Raw genomic sequence first — 4,564 nt, forward strand, 5'->3', positions numbered from 1 at the left:
GCGTACGCCCTCGGCACCGCGGGCAGCCGACGGCGACCGGCCGGCGGTGGTACGCGACTCGGCGCGGACACCTCCGCCCTCCCGGCCGACGCCGGGCCGACCGGTGCGTCCCGGCCGGCGGGCCGGACGTTGACCACCCGGCGTGCGGCGCTGCTGCATCACACCCCTCCCCCGAGGTTCACCACCCGTCAGGCGGAACGGTAACGCGGGAAGGCGCCCGCACCGGCGTACCGCGCCGCGTCGCCCAGCTCCTCCTCGATGCGCAGGAGCTGGTTGTACTTGGCCACCCGGTCGGAGCGGGCCGGGGCACCGGTCTTGATCTGGCCGCAGCCGGTGGCCACCGCGAGGTCGGCGATGGTGGTGTCCTCGGTCTCGCCGGACCGGTGGCTCATCATGCACATGAAGCCGGCCCGGTGGGCCAGGTCGACCGCGTCCAGGGTCTCGGTCAGCGAGCCGATCTGGTTGACCTTCACCAGCACCGCGTTCGCCGCCCGCTCGGCGATGCCCCGGGCGATGCGCTGCGGGTTGGTGACGAACAGGTCGTCGCCGACGATCTGGACCCGGTCACCGATCGCGGTGGTCAGCGTCTGCCAGCCGGTCCAGTCGTCCTCGGCCAGCGGGTCCTCGATCGACACGATCGGGTACGCGTCGGCGAGCTTGGTGTAGTACTCGCTCATCTCCTCGGCGCTCTTGGCGACACCCTCGAACGTGTACCGCCCGTCGGAGAAGAACTCGGTGGCAGCCACGTCCAGGGCGAAGACGATGTCGGTGCCGAGCGTGTAGCCGGCCTTCTCCACCGCCTCGGCGATCAGGTCGAGCGCGGCGGCGTTGGTGGGCAGGTTCGGGGCGAAGCCGCCCTCGTCACCGAGCCCGGTCGACAGGTCCTTCTTCTTCAGCACGGTCTTGAGCGCGTGGTAGACCTCGGCACCCGAGCGCAGCGCCTCCCGGAAGCTCGGCGCGCCGATCGGCGCGATCATGAACTCCTGGATGTCGACGTTGCTGTCGGCGTGCGCCCCGCCGTTGAGGATGTTCATCATCGGCACCGGGAGCAGGTGCGCGTTCGGCCCACCCAGGTAACGGAAGAGGCTCAGCCCGGCACTGCCGGCCGCCGCCTTGGCCACCGCCAGCGAGACACCGAGGATGGCGTTCGCGCCCAGCTCGCCCTTGTTGTCGGAGCCGTCGATGTCCAGCATCTTCTGGTCGATCACCCGCTGCTCGCTGGCGTCGTACCCGATGAGCTGGTCGACGATGCGGTCCTCGATGTTGGCGACCGCCTTCTCCACTCCCTTGCCCAGGTAGCGGCCCTTGTCACCGTCGCGCAGCTCGACCGCCTCGAAGGCGCCGGTGGAGGCGCCGGAGGGCACCGCCGCTCGGGAGATCGTGCCGTCGTCCAGCCCGACCTCGACCTCGACCGTCGGGTTACCCCGCGAGTCCAGGATCTCCCGAGCCTCGATTACCTCGATGGTTGCCACTGAGTCGCTCCTCGTTCGTGTCGTCTCGTGCGGTATGGGCCGCGACGGTGCGGCTGAGGCAGGTGTTGAACGCAGCGTATCGGTCCCCGTTCCGCCGCACCGCGACCGGGCGGGCCGCGACCCGCTCCGTGAGCGCCGACGGGTCGGACATTCCCGAATTCTCGTGCGTCAACCGGCAACGGGTTTGCACGAGCGGGACCTGATCGATCAGGCTTGGCGCCATGCCCGCCGCTTCGACCACCCTCCGTACGCTCGCCGTGTCGGTCATTGCGTTGCTCACCGTCACCGGCTGTCAGGCTCTGGACGACGCCGGACGGGCCATGGGACGGGCCGACGTGGTCAACGACCTCGCCGCCCGGATCGACCGGGCGCTGGAGTTGACCTACTCGGCGCAGTACCAACTCGCGGGCGGACGCACCGCGTCGATCAACCAGTCCCAGGACCCGGCCCGGTCCGCGTACGAGTGGCCGGACGGCAAGCTGACCGCCACCGCCGAGGCGACCACCCGCTGCGAGGCCGACGACGGGCGCACGGTCTGCACGCTCGAAGCGCCGCCCGCCCCGAACAGCAAACCGCCGGTGGTCGTCTTCGCCGCCGCCGAACGCGAGGGCCTGGTCACGCCGCCGCTGGTGATGGGCCTGCTGACCAGTGCCGCGCTGGACCCCGGAGCGGTCATCACCCAGAGCGAGACCACCGTCGCCGGACACCATGCCACCTGCGTCGACGTCCGCCAGACGGCCGGGAGCTTCAACGCCTGCGTGACCGGAGAGGGCGTGCTCGGCAGCTTCACCGGCCAGATCGACGGCGTACCGGTGGAGCTGGCGTTGAGCCGCTACCAGGAGCAGGTCGACGGCGCGGCGTTCGAGCTGCCGCCGGGCGCCGGCGTGGTGGACCGCCGACCGAGCGATTCCTAAGCATTCCGCACTTCTCACCCCAGAAGCGCGCCTGAGTAGTGCTACTCACGCGCCGACCGGCCCGCGGTGGTCACAGTGACACCATGACCGAAACTCAGCGTCCGGCCCCCGGCCAGCTCCGCAGCCGCCGCGACCGGGTCGTCGCGATCGTCACCGTGCCAGCGTGGTACGCGGTGCTCTACATCGCCTTCGTCGGCTGGGTCGCCTGGCAGTCCCGAACCGGCGTGGACGGTTGGGAAGACCTGATCCTCTTCGCCGCCATCGCTTTCGGGGCGCTCGTGTTCGTCCTGAGCAGCGCGATCGGCATGGGGACCATGGCGATCCGGGTACGCAGCGCCGCGTGGACCGCCGGCCCGATCCTCTCCGGTACCGTCGCCGCGGTGATCGGGCTGGCCGGCTGCGCCCTGGTCGCCCTGGCCATCCGGCTCCTGGATCGATGATCCGCCGGGTGGGCTGCTGCGGATGGGCTGAGCGGTGACAGCTCGGCTGGTCCCACCACGGCGGCCTCACACCCCCAGGAGGGTACGCAGGTGGCGCGGCGGCGGGCAGTTGTGCGCCAGCATCTCGTCGTGCCAGTCCCGCAGGGGCACCTCGGACGGGCGGGCCCCGGCGATGTCGGCGACCTCCGCGTACCCGACGAAGTAGGTGGAGAGCTGGGCCGAGGTGAGCAGCGAGCGGCGCCACTTGCCGGCCGCCTCACCCTCCTCCTGGAAGCCCCGCCCGGTCAGCAGCGCCATCGCCTCCGCCTCGGGCACCTCCTCGGCGTGCACCAACTGGTCCAGCAACGCGTTGAGGGTCATCCGCAACTGCATCTTGAGCTGCTGCAACCGCACCGGTAGCCCGCCGAACCCGTGCCCGGCCATCAGCTCCTCGGCGTAGACCGCCCAACCCTCGACGAACGGACCCGACCGGGTCAGCGCCCGGACCCGGGTCGTGCCCCGGTGCCGACGGGCGTGGGCGAGCTGGAGGAAGTGACCCGGCATCGCCTCGTGCACGGTCAGGTTCCTGATCATGTGATCGTTGTACTCGCGGTAGAACGACTCCACCCGGTGCGCCGACCAGTCCGTCGGAGTCGGCGCGATGCAGTAGAACGTGGGCAGGTCGGCGATCTCCAGCGCGCCCGGCGCGTCGCAGTAGGCCACCGCCACGCCGCGCGCGAACTGCGGCATCACCTGGATCACGCAGGGGTCCTCCGGCACGCTCACCAGGTCGTACGCGCGGACGAAGTCACTCGCCTCGTCCATCGTGATCGAGGCCAGGTCGACGATGGTGTGGTCGTCCGGGTGCTCGGCGGCGAGCAGGTCCAACGCGCGGCGTACCGTCTCGTCGTCGGCCGGACCACCGACCAGCTCGACCGCCGCCGCGCGGATCTCCTCGCCGACCCGGTCCAGGTTGGCCCAGGCCCGCCGCTGGATCTCGGCCGCGCCCAACTCGGTGTCGAGCGTGTGCCACAGGCGCGCCTCCCAGCGCCGCCGCCCCAACCGGGGATCCCGCCCCGGCCCGTCGTCGGCGGCCAACCCGAGACGCAGCCAGGCGACGAACTCCTCCAGCGCGGCGATCGCCGCAGTCGCCGCCGGCTCGATCCGGTCGGCCAGTGCCGGAGCCTGCGCGAGCAGTTCCGGCACCTCGTCCCGGACCAGCGCGGCGGCACCGGTGAACTGCCCGACCGCCGTCTCGGCGTGGATCCGGGGCATGTCGCGCAGCGTCGCCCGCGCGGTCGCCAACGCGTCCGGTACGGCGCCGAGCCGGCCGGCGAGCGCGGTCAGCCGCTCCTCGATCGGCGCGTACGGCCGGGCGACGAGGGCGTGCAGCAACGGACCGGGATTGTGCGCGAGCGGGTCCCACTCGTGCGCCCGGATCTCGGTCAGCTCGAAGAGTTCCCGGTCGACAGCCGCCGCGAGCAGTGCGTGATCCACCTGCTCCTCGACGTCACCCGGGTCCGGGTCGATCTCGCACAGCACGCTGGCCGCGTCCACGAGCATGGCCCGGTCGGCCGCCACCGCGTCGGCGGAGAGATCCGGCAACCGGTCGTCGTACCGGTGGTCCCCGACCGAGGTGGCCACCCCCGGCCGACTGACCAGCAACGCCTCGACGATCCGCTCCGCCACCACCTCGAACTTCTCCACCCCCCGACCCTAACCACCCGACCCACCCCCCGCCGCTGTAGCCGCCCCCCCC

4 protein-coding genes and 1 pseudogene are annotated in these 4,564 nt (G+C 71.6%); 2 read left to right on the forward strand and 3 right to left on the reverse strand.

Features of this window, described 5'->3' with window-relative positions:
* Both EYA84_RS33645 and eno read right to left on the reverse strand, forming a co-directional pair.
* Positions 1-159: pseudogene (locus EYA84_RS33645) on the reverse strand (septum formation initiator family protein); the annotation flags it as partial.
* 29 nt (positions 160-188) lie between these two features.
* Positions 189-1,472, reverse strand: coding sequence for a phosphopyruvate hydratase (gene eno, locus EYA84_RS27205; protein WP_131056616.1), 1,284 nt, complete (start codon positions 1,470-1,472; stop codon positions 189-191).
* Between the two features lie 221 nt (positions 1,473-1,693).
* Between eno and EYA84_RS27210 the strand changes: the two genes are divergently transcribed.
* Together EYA84_RS27210 and EYA84_RS27215 are read left to right on the forward strand one after the other, a co-directional pair.
* The gene (locus EYA84_RS27210) at positions 1,694-2,386 is read left to right on the forward strand and encodes a hypothetical protein (protein WP_131056618.1); all 693 of its coding nucleotides are present in this window, start codon (positions 1,694-1,696) and stop codon (positions 2,384-2,386) included.
* A gap of 83 nt (positions 2,387-2,469) precedes the next feature.
* On the forward strand, positions 2,470-2,826 hold the full coding sequence (locus EYA84_RS27215; protein WP_131056620.1) for a hypothetical protein: 357 nt from the start codon (positions 2,470-2,472) through the stop codon (positions 2,824-2,826).
* Positions 2,827-2,892: 66 nt separating this feature from the next.
* Here the strand turns inward: EYA84_RS27215 and EYA84_RS27220 are convergent, their stop codons facing one another.
* Positions 2,893-4,512: a DUF885 domain-containing protein gene (locus EYA84_RS27220; protein WP_131056622.1), complete on the reverse strand. Its 1,620-nt coding sequence runs from the start codon at positions 4,510-4,512 to the stop codon at positions 2,893-2,895.
* Positions 4,513-4,564: the final 52 nt, after the last annotated feature.

Source organism: Verrucosispora sp. SN26_14.1 (assembly GCF_004307965.1).
GTDB lineage: Bacteria > Actinomycetota > Actinomycetes > Mycobacteriales > Micromonosporaceae > Micromonospora.

What these genes read in the sequence shown, in the direction of transcription:
- EYA84_RS27215 (WP_131056620.1), top strand. Translation starts at nt 2,470, where the DNA reads ATGACCGAAACTCAGCGTCCGGCCCCCGGCCAGCTCCGCAGCCGCCGC.
- EYA84_RS27210 (WP_131056618.1), top strand. Translation starts at nt 1,694, where the DNA reads ATGCCCGCCGCTTCGACCACCCTCCGTACGCTCGCCGTGTCGGTCATT.